Origin of the sequence: Mycoplasma sp. 21DD0573, assembly GCF_034863425.1 — a bacterium.
GTDB lineage: Bacteria > Bacillota_I > Bacilli_A > Mycoplasmatales > Metamycoplasmataceae > Mycoplasmopsis.
This window is the reverse complement of record NZ_JAYFEZ010000001.1, coordinates 17,303-32,274: the sequence shown is the minus strand read 5'-3', so window position 1 is coordinate 32,274 and position 14,972 is coordinate 17,303. Positions and strand designations below refer to the sequence as shown.

Below are 14,972 nucleotides of genomic sequence, written 5' to 3'. Positions count from 1 at the left end.
GTTAAATTTCAAGATTTATTAGCTTATTTAAATTTGATTTACATTTTTCACTTTTAAGTCTAGTAGAATATTATAAAAGAAAAAAATAAGATGCAATTGCATCTTATAAATATGATTTTTTGATTGGGAATTTTTTAGTTAATTCTAAAACTTCTTGTTTAAGTTCATTTAGTTTATCAATTCCTTTTTCTGAACTTAACATTTGATAATTTCTAAGTGTGTAATCAATTATGTCAGCTAATTTATCTCATTCTGTAAAATCTCTACTTGTCATAGCAGCAGTCCCAATTCTAATACCACTTGCCACAAATGGTGAAAGTGTATCGAATGGAATTGTGTTTTTGTTTAATGTAATGTTGATTTTACCTAAGATTTCTTCAGCTTCTTTACCACTAATATTATAAGTTGATAAAACATCAATCATAAATAAGTGGTTATCTGTTCCACCTGAAATAATTTTTGCACCCTTGTTAATGAAGTAATTACATAACTTAGCTGCATTTAATCTAATGTTTTTTGCATATTCTTTAAACATAGGTTGCATAGCTTCGTAAAAGCTTACAGCTTTTCCAGCTATAGCGTGGAATAATGGCCCACCTTGGTATCCAGGGAATACTCATCTGTCGATTTTTTTAGCAATTTCTTCATCATTAGTCATAATGATACCACCTCTACCTCCACGTAGTGTTTTATGTGTTGTAGAAGTAATAATATCTGCATAACCAACTGGCGATGGGTGTTCTCCAGCAGCAACAAGTCCTGCAATGTGAGCTATATCAGCAAGTAATTTTGCACCACATTTATCAGCTATTTCTCTGAATTTAGCAAAGTCAATTGTTCTTGAGTAAGCTGAATAACCACAAATAATCAAGTGTGGTTTTTCTTTTAGAGCAAGTTCTAAAATTGCATCATAATCTAAAATTCCATCTTTACCTAAATCATATGAAACTGATTCATAGAAAATTCCACTAAAACTGATTTTGTATCCGTGTGTTAAGTGTCCACCTGAACTAAGTGAAAGTCCCATAATTTTTCCACCACTAGGTACAACTGACGCAATAGCGGCAGCGTTTGCAACTGAACCTGAATAAGGTTGCACGTTAGCAAATTTAACACCAAAAATGGCTTTTAATCTATCAATAGCAGCTTGTTCAACTACGTCAACATTTTCACATCCACCATAATATCTTCTATTTGGGTAACCTTCACCATATTTGTTTGTTAAAACACTACCTTGAGCTTTAAGCACATCTTCTGAAACATAGTTTTCGCTAGCGATTAATTCAATGTGATCTTCTTGTCTTTTTAGTTCATTGTTAATTGCTTCTTGAACTAATTTATCTTTTAAAGTAATATCTGAATACATAGGTCTCCTAGTTGTTAAAGTGTGAATCTATTTTTTCAATTTGCTCACTTGAACCTGTAATTCTAAGTGTTACATTGTGTGAATTTTCTTTTTTGTAATCATCAATTTGGTCAATGCTGAAACAATCTGAAACTGATTTAATTTGATTAATTTTATCTTGAATGTACTCACCGCTTGCAAGTTCAAATGTAAGATCAAGTGTTTTGTATGGTTCGGTATTAACTGATTGGAATTTAGTTGCTGCTTCTTTGTTTCTAATGTTTTTAATCACATCTATGAATAATTCAGCATAGAATGCATTTGTTTTATCAATTGATGGATGAATTTTACCTAATCAACCCAATTCAACTTGTGCACATGTGTTTTGGTCAATGTAAACAATTTTTGCAGATGCATTTGGATGAACTAATGCATTGTCTTTTAAAGGAATAAATTCTAAATCTAATTTTGCAAAGTTGATAATATCTTGTTTCATTTCAAAGAATGATTTAGTTGTTAAAGCAAGACCTAAAACTTCATTAGAGTTCCCGATCATTCCTACTTCAAAAATGTTAATTGAGTTTAATTTACGTTTTTGATTGTATTCAACAACTTCTTGTAATGAAACAATAATTGAATTACGTACGTATTCTCTTTCTTTAGATACGAATGTTAATAAAGGTCCAACAGTTTCTTTTAAGTCTAAAACTTTAAAGTCTGCTTTTTCTTTAGAAACAAGTGTAAATGTTCTAACTTCTGAATAACCCATTCCACTAATAATATTTTTTGTTCTATCTTTTGATTGTGTAATTAATGGAACGTTTTTAACAACTTCTTCTTTAAAGTTGCTGTATGAATAGAATCTGAATAATTCTTCCATAACATCTTCAAATAAGTTAACATCATATCTATAGTTAGGAACTTTAACAATGTCTACTTCAAAGATAAATCCTAATTTACTTAATTGGTCTTTAGCTTTGTTAAATTCAGCTAATTGATTGTCTGATTTATTTGAGTAAACTTTTAATTTTTCATTATCAATTTTTATTTCTTTGTAGCTATCAAATTCAAATTGACCAATTGTATTTGAGACTTGTAAATCATTGCAGTATGATCTGATGAATTTAACTGCTAAACTTGCTAATTCCGGTGTAATTGTTCTTGCGCCTTGTGCAGCTGAGTTTGAAATTAATTTAAGTTCTTTAGATGAATGTCTAACATCTGTAGACTTAAACACTCCAACTTCAAATAAATAATCATTTGTTTGCTCTGTAGCTTTTGTGTCTTCTAGACCCATAGCGCAAGCAACTGAAACTGGTTTATTGTTAGCAAAAATTGTTAAAACATTATTTAATTCAACTTCTTTATTTCCCAAAATAACTAATTTTCCTGAATAATAATCTGCACTTAAATTGTTTTCTAATTTTGTAGCATCATAAACGTGAGCAGGCACACCGTAGTTAATCAATGTTAAGTTTGTTAAATTAACTGCTCAGTCAAATTTTGTATCGATACCGTGTTTTGCAAGTAACATTTTTTCATATAAAGTTGTTTCTTTTTTACCTTTAACTTCTGTAAATGATAAATGTTGTGCTTTGTTTTTATTAACTGTAAATTGTGTTGTAAATGAACTTGGCGTTTCTTTTAATACGCTTATAAAGTTAGTATCAAAATATGAAGCTAATTCTCTAGCTAAAACATAATATGAGTTCGCATCATTTCTGTTTGCTGTTACTGAAATTTCAATAAGTGTGTCATTAAGACCTAAAAGTTCCATTGCATCATCTTCAAGTGTAGCAAAATCGTTTGGTAAAACTAAAATTGAGTCAGTATATGATAAAAGTGAATTATCATATCCAATTTCAGATCACGCACCGAACATTCCTTGTGATAAAACACCTTTAATTTCTTTGTCTGCGAAAACAAAATCACTTTTTGATGCACCTGTCGGGAAGCAAATTGTAAGGTCGCCTGGTTTTAAAATTCTGTTATTTGTTTGAATTGTGTATTCACCTTGTTTTGTTAAAACTTTAACTACATCTAATTTGTCTGAATTAGGGTTAGCCGAAACTTCTAAAACTTTTGCAAATACTAAACCTTTAACATCAGAGAAAGGTGAAACTGATTCAACTTCTAAACCTAAGTTGTTTAATGCTTTTTCTACTTCTTTTGCATCTAACTTAATATTTGGTAAATATTTATTTAAATGTTTTAAAGATAAAATCATAAATTACTTTCCTCCTTTAGTTAAATCTCATTCGATTGGTTTTACATTGTTTTGTTTAAGTTTTTTATTAATAGTTTTAAATAAGTGTGAATCTGCAAAACCTTTGTTGTAACTATATGGACTTGGGTGTGCAAGTTCAACTAAGTTCTTAGGATTAATTGCTATATCTTTAATGAATTTTTGTGCTTTTTTACCTAACGCAACCACAATAACATTAGGGTTTTTCGCAACTACTTCCTCAACTACTTTGTGTGTGAAAGTTTCTCATCCTATTCTGAAGTGTGAAGCAGGCTTGCTTTGAGCAACTGTTAAAACTGTATTTAATAATAAAACACCTTGTTTAGCTCAAGAAACAAGTGAAGTTGTTTCTAATTTTGTTTTAGGATAATCTTTTTTAAGTTCCTTAAGCATATTATTTAGTGATGGAGCAAATTTATCATCGTATGTTGAAAATGCTAATCCATCAGCTAAACCTAATGTGTGGTATGGATCTTGACCTAAGATAATAACTTTAGTTTCATTAACTTGGAAGAATTCAAATGGTTTAAATAAATCCATTTGATGTGGAAAAACTTTAACTCCATTTGTTTCTTCTTCTTTTAATTTATCTAAAATTTTTGTAAAGTATGGTTTTTGACCTTCTGATTGTAATATTTTTAAAAAACTATCTTTCATTTTTAAATTGCTCCATTATTCTTAAATCATTTCTGTATAAATCTCTTATATCTGTAAAACCATATTTAATCATTGTGATACGTTCAATTCCAATACCAGCTGCAAAACCGTTAAATGATGAATCAAAACCGGCCATTTCTAACACACTTGGATGAAGCATACCAGCACCTAAAATTTCAATTCATCTATTTTTGTAAAATACATCAACTTCAACACTTGGCTCAGTGAATGGGAAGTAACTTGGTCTTAATCTGATTTCAACGTTTTCTTCTAAAACATATGAAAGTAAATCTTTAAGAGTTCAAATTAAATTAGAGAATGAAACTTTTCCAACTGTAACAAAGTCAATTTGAGTAAATTGGTGTGAGTGAGTTGCATCATCTTCATCATTTCTGTAAACTTTACCAATAGCAAAAGTTGAAAATTCCTTATTAGGGTTTTCTTCAAGAACTTTTGCAGTAATACCTGTATTATGTGTTCTTAATAAAGTTTGTTCTGTAATGTAAAGTGAGTCATGCATTCCTCTAGCAGGGTGATCATCTGGAATATTTAAACGTTTAAAGTTATATTCATCAGATACAATTTCACCATCTTTACGTTCATAGTATCCGTGTTGGAAAAATCAATCTCTTAATCTTTCTTCAACAAGTGTGATTGGGTGTAATGCTCCAGGTTTTAAAACAGGAATTGTTACGTCAATAAATTCTGAATTAATTTTCTTTTCAATTTCAAGTTTTTGAATTCTTTCTTCAGCTAACTTAAAGAAATCTTCATATTCTTTTTTAAGAACTGTAATTTTTTGTCCGATTTCTTTCTTTTGTTCAACTGGGGCTGTTTTTAATTCTTGTTGTAGTTTGTAAATTTCTCCCTCATTTGAAAATACACTTGCTTTTGCTAATTTAAGATCTTCTAATGAATTAATGTTTTCTAATTTTAAATTCATCTAATCCTCCTTAATTGCTTCCTTGATTTTTTGTCAATATTTTTTGTATTTTTGTTCGTTTTCATTTAATCCAGCAAAATAAAATTCTGCTTTAGATAATTCTTTTGGTAAATATTGCTGATTAACATAATTGTTTCAGTAGTTATGTGGATATTTGTAATCAACTCCATCACCTAATTTAGCTGCTGATGCATAATGTGAATCTCTTAAATGTTTTGGTATTTGATAAATTTGTCCTGAATCTAAGATTTGCTCTGTGTTTTCTATTGCAATGTATGTTGAGTTACTTTTTGGTGCTAGTGCAATATCAATAATTGCAAAAGCAATTGGTAATTTCCCTTCAGGCATTCCAAGTCGCTCAAAAGCTTCAATCGCATTTAGCACTCTTAAGCTTACATTCGGTGAAGCGTGACCAATATCTTCATATGATGCACAAATCATTCTCCTGAATAATCCATCAACATCTCCACTTTTTAAAATTAACATCCCATAATATAGTGCAGCATTTACATCTGAACCTCTAAGAGATTTGTGAAATGCAGATAAATTGTTGTAATGTGCGCTTGAATTTAAGTCACTATAGAAGTTAATATTTGGAATAACTTGTTTCAGTTGCTCTTTAGTAATTTCTACACCTGGATCAGAACATAAAATGAGCATATGTAAATTGTTAATGCTTAATCTTAAGTCTCCTGAAGAAAATCTAGCTAAGTTTTTTAGAACATCCATACTAATTAAATAGTTAGGAAAACTTTCTTTAACAATTTGATTAAGTTTTTCTGCGATCTCATCTTCTGAAATCTTAAAAAACTGCACAATTTGCATTCTACTTCTTAGAGCAGGTACAACTTTAAAGTAAGGGTTTTCTGTTGTAGTTGCATAAACAATAATCTTGTCAAATTCTAGATAAGATAACAAAATGTCTTGCTTATCTTTATTTAATCTATGTATTTCATCGATGATGATTACATCATTATTTTTCAAAATATTAATTAATTTATCTTTATTATCAACTGATGCGTTAAATAAATCATACTTAAGACCTAATTGGTTAGCCAAAATCATTGCACTTGTTGTCTTACCGGTTCCTGATTCACCAAAGAAAATAAAACTTGTTGATATTTTGTTTGCGACAACTTTTTCAAGTAATTTAACAACATGCTTTTGTCCGACAATGTCTTCTAATTTAGTTGGCCTAATTAAATTTGCTAGATTTTTATTGTTCATAACACCCTTTTAGTTAATTAATAAAATAAATTTTATTAATTATACATTTTTATTTTTTTAAAGATTGCACTTTGTTGTTTAGTTTATAGTAATAAAAGTTTAAAGTAGCAAAACTTTTAAAGCTTGCACACTATTATAAAAATAAAAATAACTGCTTTGTAGCAGTTAAATTTAGTTAATTACATATTGTGATATGGTACATTAGTTTTAACAAAAATGAATTTATGATTTGGAAGCATTTCTTGAAGTTGTTCATACATATCAAGCGCAAATACTTCTTCATCTAAGTGTGGAACTTCTAAAATGTTTGTGTTTGTTTGGTCAAATACAATTCAGTCACTTCATCTAAAGTCACTTGAAATGATTAAGTCACATTTTGTAGCTAAATCATTAATTTGTCCAATGTATCCACTTCCACTTAAGATTGCAACTGTTTTGAATTTTTTATCGTAGTTTTCAGGTGCAACATTAGTTCTGAATGAGTGCAATCCTAATCTTTTTTCTAATAATTCTTTAATTTGGTTTAATGATAAATTAGCATCAACAACTGATGAGAATTTTTGTGTTAATTCTTCATTTTGTTTTGCTTCTATACCCATATATCTTGCAATTTGGTATGAAGTACCTTTTGGATCGCAGTCGTAATTTGTGTGCATTGAGAATGCTGTAATTTGGTGTTTTCTAAGTAAATTTAAGATTTCTCTTTTGTATGGTGCTTTGTAATCTTCATCAATTCATCTTCTTTCGAATTTGAATGGGTGGTGTGTTAAGATAACGTTACAATCATTATCAATTGCTTCTTGAAGCACTTCTTTTGTAAGGTCAATTGCCAAAACTGCACCTTTGAATTTTTTAGCTTGAACTGTTTTAACTGAGTACCCTGATGGATCTCAAATTTCTTTGTTTTCTAATGGGTACATTTTGTTTAATAATTCAATAAAATCTTTAATTTTTAAACTTTTTTCTCTCATAATATCTATTTTTCCTAATTTTGTTTAATTGTTGTTTTTAGTTTCTAATAAAGTCTTTTAAGTTTTTACCGTGCTTTGGATCTGATTTAAGTTTACGTAAGATTTTGTTTTCAATTTGTCTTACACGTTCTTTAGAAACTCCTCCACGGTCTAGCGCTAATTCTTCTAATGAGTGCACTCTGTATTTATTTCCGTTTTCATCAACACCAATACCAAAACGTTTACAAATAAGTTTTTTATCTTCTGGATCAAGGTTGTTAACCATATCTAATAAGATTTCTTCTAATTCTTCTTGTGAAGCATAATCAACCGGCGAAACAATGTTATCATCTTTAACAAAGTCACTGAATGATGAATCGTTTTCTTTACCGACTTGTTTATCTAATGAAATAGGGTCAATATTAATTTTTCTAATGTATCTAACTTTAGCAGCATCATATCCATTTTGGTATCTTTCTGCAATTTCCTCATCAGATGGTTCTCTTCCTAATTCTTGTTGTAATTCACGCTCAATTTTTGAAATTTTGTTAATTGTTTCAACCATATGAACAGGCACACGGATTGTTCTAGCTTGGTCAGCCACAGCTCTTGTGATAGCTTGTCTAATTCATCAAGTAGCATATGTTGAAAATTTAAACCCTTTGTTAACGTCATATTTTTGAACAGCTTTTAAGATACCTGAGTTACCTTCAGAAATTAAGTCAATAAATGTAAGCCCTCTGTTTTTGTATTTTTTAGCATTGTTAATAACTAAACGTAAGTTTCTTTGGATAAGTTTGTCTCTTGCTCTTTTTCCTCTGAAACCACCTTTTTCCATTAATTTAGCTAAGTGTTTTTCTTCTTCTAAAGTTAATAATTCTCCATATTTACCGATTCAACGCATATATCATTTAACAATGTCATTTGTTTCAGTAAGTTTGTTTGATAAGTTGTATTTAATTTTTGTATCGTCAACTAATTCGATTGGTTCATCGTAAGTTTCAAAAACTAAATCCATATCATCAAAACCTGAATCAATTCCTGCATCATCAAAGAATTCATCGCTTAATCTTTGAACTTCATGTTCTTTTTCTTCGTCTTCCTCTTCTTCATCAGCTTCTATTTCTTCATCTGGAATTGTGTAGTAATCTTCGTTTTCGTCATCTTCATAATACTCATCATCATCCATATCATCAGAATCAAAGCTACTGTCAAAGTCAGGTTCCTGATCATCAAGGTCAGTTAATTTTTCAAAATCATAGTCATCTAGACTTTTTTCTTTTGTTTTCTTAGATTTTTTTGATTTTGCAGGTGCTACATCTTCAAAATCAGCTTCTGTATAGTCATCATTGTCACCAAAGTCAACATCATCAATAATAATATTGTTATCTTTTAATTCTGACATAAAATCATCAATAGTGTCTTCATCAATAGATAAACCTTTTGAGCTTAAGATATCAAAGACTTCTTCTTGAGTTAAGTAATACTTGTGGCGCTTTTTAAGCTCTCTCTTCATATAATTAATAATCTCTTCAAATTTATACATAAATTATCTTCCTCTCTTCTTATCAGGTTTATTTGAGTTAAGTTTTTTCAAGTTATTTATTGTGTCAACAAGATATGGTGGCAATGCATCTCCCTTAGGTAAATCTGCAATTGTTTGTTGTATAAACGGTTCTTGTTCTACTATATATGAATTAAATGGAAGCATACTTGTCTCTGTAAAGAAAGTTGTTTCTTCATATAACTCGTGTAAATAATTTTCAATAATTTCTGAATTAACTTCAGCTTCGGTCATTCCACAATTTTTAAGTAAATATTGTTTGAATATGTCTAAATAATTTTCATTTAAATATTGTGTTGTGTTTTTTGTGACTTCTTTGTATAGTTTGCCAATTTGAGTTGGGTAGCTAAAAACAGCACCAATATGATCAGTTTGTTTTAAGATATCCAAAATATGAGGGTTCATCATAGCTTGAGTTAAGATTTTCAATCTATTTTGAATACCTAAAGTAGTTAGCTTGCTGTAAAAATCTTTTTCATCAAACCTAACATTGTTAAGCGCTTGAACAAACCCATCATATGGATCAATAGGTGCATAGAGGTCATTTGCAACAAATTCATCATATTTTACTTGTTCTTGGATTTGTCTTTTAGGAACAATTTTTAGTTCGTAATTAAATTCTCTTTGTAATTGTGATTTTAAATATTGTTGTTCTTTTTCACTAAATAAATCAAGGTATTTATTAAGTTCAATGATAAACAAGTTAAAGTGATTAAAATCATAATTATCACTGCTGATTTGATGTTTGATTTTTAAGCGATCGTAAAGAAAGTCAATAGCAGATATTTGTGAATTGTTAATCAAGTCAACTAAAGTTTGTGCACCGTATTCATTTAAAATTTCGTCAGGGTCTTTTGAATAAGTATTATTAATAATAGAAACATCAAAATTGTGTTCTAATAATCTGCTTAAACTTCTAAATGTTGCTTCAATTCCTGCTTTATCATTATCAAGGAACATTAAAACTTTTGTGTTTTTGATAAGTGCTAAATGTTCTTTAGTAAGTGCAGTCCCCATAATTGCAACTACATTTTCAATTCCTGCTTTATAACAAGCTATAACATCCATATAACCTTCAACAATTACAACTTGTTTTTTAGTTCTAATTGAATCTTTAGCATTATGGTAGTTATATAAAATTCTCGATTTGTTAAATGCAACAGTTTCTGGAGAGTTAATGTATTTAGGCGAATTTGGATCATTGTTATTTAGTTTTCTTCCACTAAATCCAACAATGTGTCCGTGTTCATTAGCAATACCAAAAGTTACTCTATCCCAGAATAACTCGTGCATATCTGCATTAACTAATCCTGCTTGTTGCATTTGATGTGTTGAATAATTTAAATTAGTTAAATAATTAACCAAAACATTTTTAGGTGCATAACCAATGTTGAATTTTTCTCTAATTTGATTGTCAATTTTACGTTTAGCTAAATATTCCTTAGCAGCTTGATTGGTTAAATATTGAACTTTGTAAAACGAGTTAACAATGTCTAAAACATCAGTTATTTCAATTACTTCTTGTGAATAATTTGATGTTTCAGTTTGCTTATATTGTTCAAAATCAAGTTCAATATTTGCTCTTTTAGCCAAATATTCTAACGTGTCTACATAAGAAATACTTTTGTATCTTTTCACAAACTCAATTACGTCACCAGCAGTTTCACAAACAAAGCATTTGAAAATTTGCTTAGCTTGAACAACACTTAAACTAGGTTTAGTATCTTGGTGAAAAGGACATAGTCCAACATAACTATTTCCCTTTTTATGTAATTGAATAAATTCAGAAATAACATCAACAATATCATTTGCATGCTTAATTTGATTTGTTATTTCAGAAGTTAATCTTGCTGACATTATTTCCTCCTTTGAATTAATTTAGTTAGTTTTATTTTTGAATAAATGAAATTACTTGGTCAATTGATACTCTGACTTGTTCCATAGTATCTCTGTTTCTTAAAGTAACTGCATTATCCTCTAATGTGTCATAGTCAATTGTTAAACATCAAGGTGTTCCAATCGCGTCTTGACGACGATATCTTTTTCCAATTGAACCAGCTTCATCATAAGTTACTGAAATTCCAGCAGCAACTAAATTGTTGAAAATTTCTTTTGATTTTTCATTTAACTTTTTAACAAGTGGCATAACAGCAACTTTGTAAGGCGCAATTTCGTAAGGGAAACGTAAAACAATTCTTGAATCATTATTTTCTAATTCTTCTACATCGTAAGCACTTGTAATTACAGCTAACATTAAACGATCTAATCCGATGCTTGGTTCAATAACATATGGAATAACTTTTGTATTAGTTTCAGGGTCTAAGTAATCAAGTGATTCTCCTGTTGCATTCATATGCGACTTAAGATCGTAATCTGTTCTGTTAGCAACCCCAAGCAATTCACCTCAACCAAAAGCAAAATTAAATTCAATATCGCTTGTTCCTGCTGAATAGTGAGCTAACTCTTCTGGATCGTGAGCTCTAACTCTGATTAAGTCTTTTGAAATTCCTAATTGTTGCACAAAGTTATAAGCTTTGTTTACATAGTAGTCAAATCATTGTTGTGCTTCTTCAGGTTTTGTGAAGAATTCAAGTTCCATTTGTTCAAATTCCCTTGTTCTGAAAATGAAGTTTCCTGGCGTAACTTCATTTCTAAAGCTTTTTCCAACTTGCGCTACACCAAATGGTAATTTAGCTCTCATTGTTCTTTGAACGTTTTTGAAGTTAATAAAAATACCTTGTGCTGTTTCAGGTCTTAAGTAAACTTTTGATTTAGAACCCTCAACAACTCCTTGAGAAGTTTCGAACATTAAGTTAAATTTCTTAATGTCTGATCAATCTGTTTTATCTCCTTCATATTCTTTGATGTGCTCTCTTACAAAAACAACCATTTCATCAAAGCTCATTTTTTCAGGAATTAAATCAGGATTTACTTCTTGAATTAATTTGTCTGCTCTATATCTTTTTCCATTAACTTTGTTTTCGATTAAAGGGTCAGAGAAGTTAGAAACGTGACCACTTGTTACTCAAACTTGTGGGTTCATTAAAATTTTTGAGTCAATTAAGTAATTGTTAGTTTCTTTGATAACAAATTCACGTTTTCAAGCTTGCTCAATGTTATCTTTTAAAAGTGAACCAAGCGGTCCATAATCTCAAGTATTTGACAATCCTCCATAAATTTCACTTCCTTGAAAAACAAATCCAGAGTTCTTCAAGTGATTAACAATATCATTCATTTTATTTTCTCTATTATTTAGCATAATTGTAATTTTATCACTAAACGCTTAATAAAAAATTTATTTTTTATTATCATAATTTGATGAAATCCAAAGAAAAAAGCAAAAATTTTTGAATTTTGTTACACATTTGATTTTTACACTTTACTATTAAGTTCAAAATATGTTTATCCCTTACACACTATGGAAAACATCGAAAAAATAGCTATTTTTTCTTAATTTTTGTGAAAAAAAAGCAAAAAAATACCGTTTTTCCCTAAATTATAGGGATAGAAGTAGACAAATATATCATCATTATTTATAAAAAGCATTTATAATTAAGAGGAACGAAAGTTTATTTTATATAACGTTATACAAAATTACTTATTTAAACAAAGGAGATATATGAAACGTTTACAATGTTTATATAGACCTAACAAGGATAAAAACTACCCTTGAGCTCTTAAACACCCAAAAGTTGAAAGTCCTTTAGCTCTATTCAAAACTCGTAAAGACGCTATGACCTGATTCTTATCATTAGGTTACGAGTGTGCAACTTGATTCCAAACAGATAAAAAAATCTGAGGGGGAATCGTTATCGAATTTAATGATAAAGATTCAAAAGGAAATATCGTTCCTGAATTCGAACTTAACGTTGATAAATTCGACGGTGGTTTAGATTACGAAGAAACAGTAGAAGAATTAGCTATTGATCCAAAATCAATGAAACGTGATGACAAAGCAGCTAAAAGAAACTTCAAAGAAGTAGTTGATTTCAAAATCATTAAAGATCACGAAACATACTTCCCAGCTGATGATGATTACGTTTACGAAAGAAAAAAATCTGCTAAAGACTTAGAAATTGAAAAATTACAAAATGAATTAAGCAAAAAAGAACAATTAGAAAAAGAAGTTAACGAACTTCAAGAAAAATTAGCTAACTCAGTTACAAAAGAAGTTTTAGTTGAAAAATTTGTAGAAAAAGAAGTTGAAGTTTTACCAGTGTGTGAAGATAAAATTACAGAATATGCATACATTAGAGACTTAGTGATTTCTGACCAAATCAAAGTATTAGCAATCTACGCTAGAAAACTTCGTTTAACAGCTGCTTCATTACCAGAAACATTAACATCAATAGAAGACATCAAACGTATTGAAACAAACTTTGAAAATGTTTTAAAAGCTGCTAAAGCTCTTAAAAAAGATGTTAAAGGAAATGAAGAATACAAAGAATTATTAGCTGCTATTGTTGCTACTATTTCTAAAGCAATGCAAGAATTTGCTGACAAAGTTAAAGGAAGCGAAGAAATCGAATTCAATGCTGAAACAGAAGTTTACTCAGTATGTGAATTAGTTGGAAACATTACTTTAGCACAAAAAACTTCATACGTATTATTCAACAACTTACACGTTGGGTTTGTTAAAAAAGACAGCTACGACTACTCAATCTTCTTAGGTGAAGAAGCTCAAAGACAACACTTCTTAGTATTTGAATCTGTATTATCAGATGGTGTTGTTTCAGGTGAAGGTCAAGTTGTTACAACACGTTCAAGAGCTAGTCTTTTAGCAATTTTCTTAATTGTTTTAGGATACTCAATCTTAATCGTGTTAGCAATCTTATTAGGATTAGGATACATCATTTAGTTTTAATCCAATGCGCAAGGCTTAAACGCCTTGTTTTTTTATTCTCTGAATGTGTTAAAATTTATATAAATATAAATTTAAGACAAGAAGGTGTAAGATGAGACTATCATTAATTTCATTAAAAAATAACTCAGTTGAAAAAGTAAGAGAATACTTAGAAAGATTAAAAGATCAAAGTGCACAAAACTTTGAAGTTATTCTTTGTTTAACTGAAAACTCAAAAGCAATTTTCAAAGTTGCTAAAGATTACTACCAATTTTTCGGTAACAGACTTATTATGATTTTCAACACAAAAAGCACTTCATATCAACACAATTTAATTAGTGCATTTGGAGTTGCAAAAGGTGAATTTATTACAGTTTTAAATTCAGATTCAACATTTAGAGATAGTTATGTTGAAAACATTTTAGAACAAGCACAACGTTGAAATGTTGATGTTTTAGAATTCAAACCAAAACTAATCGGTTCAGTTAGATTCAAACCAAAAGAAAGAGCTGAAATGAGTCAAATGTTTGATTTAACTAAAAACTCATTACCATTAGCGTATAGTTTCCCTTTCATCTTCAACAAAGTTTTCAAGAAATCATTAATTAAAAAATTCATTAAATATAGACCCCAAATTTCAAACGATTCAATTATGTGTATTGAAGTTACATACAGTCTTTTAATGAACGCTAAAAAATATAAATACCTTGACTATAAGGTTAAAAGAGATTTTATTTCATCAGATATTTGATTGAATACACAAAATTATGTTAAATCATTTGACATAATTAAACAAATAGCAAAGAATCAGAATTTGAAGATTAATGAAGAATTAGAATACGCAAAATACTACTTCTTAAAATTACTTCTTTCAGGCTTCTTAAAAGCAAACTACTTCTTCTATAAATTATTCAATGTTCAAGATGATGAAGTTAGCGAAAAACGTAGTTCATTCCTAAATGATAAGCACGCTGAAATAATTAAGAAAATCGAAGATACACCAGATTTTAAAACATTTTTAACAACCAACTATTATGTTCTACTTGATAATGATGAAACTAAATTACTAAAAACTAAATTTTCTAAATTAAAGGCAGATAAATTATTAAAAGGACTTGAATAATCAACTTTCCATATGGGCTTTCTCATATGGTTTTTTAATGCAAAAAGTCAAAAATGCACCATAAAATTACTAAAA

General features: G+C 29.2%; 11 protein-coding genes. 2 read left to right on the top strand and 9 right to left on the bottom strand.

Annotated features, from left to right (window positions below; translation table 4 throughout):
• Positions 1–103 precede the first annotated feature (103 nt).
• The 9 genes from glyA to VBM86_RS00120 form a co-directional block, all read right to left on the bottom strand.
• Positions 104–1,366: a serine hydroxymethyltransferase gene (gene glyA / locus VBM86_RS00160; RefSeq protein ID WP_323189443.1), complete on the bottom strand. Its 1,263-nt coding sequence runs from the start codon at positions 1,364–1,366 to the stop codon at positions 104–106.
• Positions 1,367–1,373: 7 nt separating this feature from the next.
• Positions 1,374–3,572, bottom strand: a complete 2,199-nt coding sequence (locus VBM86_RS00155; RefSeq protein ID WP_323189442.1) for a phenylalanine--tRNA ligase subunit beta — start codon at positions 3,570–3,572, stop codon at positions 1,374–1,376.
• 3 nt (positions 3,573–3,575) lie between these two features.
• Entirely contained in the window at positions 3,576–4,247 is a 672-nt protein-coding gene (locus VBM86_RS00150) for a uracil-DNA glycosylase (RefSeq protein WP_323189441.1), read from the bottom strand.
• A complete protein-coding gene (gene pheS / locus VBM86_RS00145; RefSeq protein ID WP_323189440.1) occupies positions 4,237–5,190 on the bottom strand; it encodes a phenylalanine--tRNA ligase subunit alpha in 954 nt (317 codons plus the stop codon). Before pheS ends, VBM86_RS00150 begins: the two co-directional genes overlap by 11 nt.
• Positions 5,191–6,417, bottom strand: a complete 1,227-nt coding sequence (locus VBM86_RS00140) for a replication-associated recombination protein A (protein WP_323189439.1) — start codon at positions 6,415–6,417, stop codon at positions 5,191–5,193.
• 179 nt (positions 6,418–6,596) lie between these two features.
• The gene (locus VBM86_RS00135) at positions 6,597–7,388 is read right to left on the bottom strand and encodes a Nif3-like dinuclear metal center hexameric protein (RefSeq protein ID WP_323177506.1); all 792 of its coding nucleotides are present in this window, start codon (positions 7,386–7,388) and stop codon (positions 6,597–6,599) included.
• Positions 7,389–7,425: 37 nt separating this feature from the next.
• Positions 7,426–8,913 (bottom strand): RNA polymerase sigma factor, encoded by a 1,488-nt coding sequence (locus VBM86_RS00130; RefSeq protein ID WP_323189438.1) that lies wholly within the window; start codon positions 8,911–8,913, stop codon positions 7,426–7,428.
• 3 nt (positions 8,914–8,916) lie between these two features.
• Positions 8,917–10,788, bottom strand: coding sequence for a DNA primase (gene dnaG, locus VBM86_RS00125; RefSeq protein ID WP_323189437.1), 1,872 nt, complete (start codon positions 10,786–10,788; stop codon positions 8,917–8,919).
• A gap of 31 nt (positions 10,789–10,819) precedes the next feature.
• The gene (locus tag VBM86_RS00120; protein WP_323189436.1) at positions 10,820–12,190 is read right to left on the bottom strand and encodes a glycine--tRNA ligase; all 1,371 of its coding nucleotides are present in this window, start codon (positions 12,188–12,190) and stop codon (positions 10,820–10,822) included.
• Between the two features lie 360 nt (positions 12,191–12,550).
• On the opposite strand from VBM86_RS00120, the gene VBM86_RS00115 reads away from it, so the two are divergent.
• Both VBM86_RS00115 and VBM86_RS00110 read left to right on the top strand, forming a co-directional pair.
• On the top strand, positions 12,551–13,789 hold the full coding sequence (locus tag VBM86_RS00115) for an MAG3090 family protein (RefSeq protein ID WP_323189435.1): 1,239 nt from the start codon (positions 12,551–12,553) through the stop codon (positions 13,787–13,789).
• Positions 13,790–13,886: 97 nt separating this feature from the next.
• A complete protein-coding gene (locus tag VBM86_RS00110) occupies positions 13,887–14,897 on the top strand; it encodes a glycosyltransferase (protein WP_323189434.1) in 1,011 nt (336 codons plus the stop codon).
• The last annotated feature ends 75 nt before the right edge of the window (positions 14,898–14,972 follow it).